We start from the raw sequence: 1506 nt of genomic DNA, 5'->3' as shown, positions 1-1506 counted from the left end.
CTGGTGGTGGACCGTGGTGAGTTGCTGGCCATCGTGGGTGCGTCGGGTTCGGGTAAGTCGACGCTGCTGAACATCCTGTCCGGCCTGGATGTGCCGACGGCGGGTATCGCCCGGGTGGGTGACTACGACCTGTTGACGATGAAGGCTGGGCGGCGGTTGTCGTATCGGCGGCGGATGGTCGGTTTCGTGTGGCAGCAGACCGGCCGTAACCTGCTGCCGTATCTGACGGCGTTGGAGAACGTGCTCACGCCGATGAAGTTGGCGGGCACGCGGTCGGGTCGGGCGGCTCGGCAGCGGGCTTATGAGCTGTTGGAGATGGTCGGGGTCGGGTATTGCGCGGACCGGCGGCCGGATCAGATGTCCGGTGGTGAGCAGCAGCGTGTCGCGGTGGCTTTGGCGGTGGCCAACGATCCGGAGGTGTTGTTCGCTGATGAGCCGACCGGTGAGCTGGACGAGTCGACCGCGGCGGACGTGTTCACCGCGTTGCAGACCATCAACGCCGAGCTGGGTGTGACGGTGGTGGTGGTGACCCACGACCCGAACGTGTCGACGCAGGTCCGGCGCACTGTGGCGATCCGTGACGGCAGGTTGGCCTCGGAGGTGCGCCGTAGCGCGCGGGCGACCGCCGACGGTGGTACGGAGCTGGTCAGTGAGGAGTACGCGGTGCTGGACCGGGCGGGCCGGATGCAGCTGCCGTCGTCGTTCGTGCAGGAACTGGAACTCAAGGACCGGGTGAAGCTGAACCTGGAGTCCGACCATGTGGAGGTGCGCCGTGGATGAGGCGATGACGCAGGAACTGCCCACCGTGCCCCGCTACCGGGCCAGCCGGGAGCAGGCGCTGGTGCGGGTGGAAGGCGTCTGCCGGGAGTACGGCCAGGGCGGCAAGGTCGTGCACGCGGTGCGCGATGTGTCGTTCACCGCCGCGCGCGGGGAGCTGGTGGCGGTGCGCGGTCGCTCCGGTGCGGGCAAGACGACGCTGCTCAACATCATCGGCGGGCTGGACCGGCCCACCTCGGGCAAGGTGTTCATCGGCGGGCAGGAGGTCACCTCCGCGGCCGAGCAGCAGCTCGTTTCGCTGCGCCGGGACGTGGTCGGGTTCGTGTTCCAGTCGTTCGGCCTCGTGCCGATCCTGTCCGCGGCCGAGAACGTGGGCGTGCCGCTGCGCCTGGCGAAGGTCCCGCCGGCCGAGCGGGAGCAGCGGGTGGCGGTGCTGCTGGAACTGGTCGGGGTCGGCGCGCACGCCAACCAGCGCCCGTACGAGCTGTCCGGCGGCCAGCAGCAGCGCGTCGCGGTCGCCCGCGCCCTGGCCAACGACCCCCAACTGCTCATCGCCGACGAACCCACCGGCCAGCTCGACTCCGAGACCGGCCGCCAGATCATGGACCTGCTCCGCGCCCTGGTCCACGCCCGGGGCATGACCGCGCTGGTCGCCACCCACGACGCGGCGCTGATGGAGATGGCCGACCGCGTCGTCACGCTACGTGACGGCGCACTCGTCCCCTGACC

Annotated in this window: 2 protein-coding genes; both read left to right on the top strand. The window is 70.0% G+C overall.

The annotated features are described in order from the left end of the window. A partial coding sequence (locus HAV39_RS42005) for an ABC transporter ATP-binding protein (RefSeq protein WP_191844655.1) occupies nucleotides 1-780 on the top strand: 780 nt, incomplete at its 5' end. A gap of 4 nt (nucleotides 781-784) precedes the next feature. Continuing rightward, a complete protein-coding gene (locus tag HAV39_RS42000) occupies nucleotides 785-1504 on the top strand; it encodes an ABC transporter ATP-binding protein (protein WP_191844654.1) in 720 nt (239 codons plus the stop codon). Nucleotides 1505-1506: the final 2 nt, after the last annotated feature.

It is taken from the genome of Catellatospora chokoriensis (assembly GCF_011297315.1).
Lineage (GTDB): Bacteria > Actinomycetota > Actinomycetes > Mycobacteriales > Micromonosporaceae > Catellatospora > Catellatospora citrea.
The sequence above is the reverse complement of the archived record's forward strand: the minus strand, read 5'-3'. Positions and strand labels throughout refer to the sequence as shown.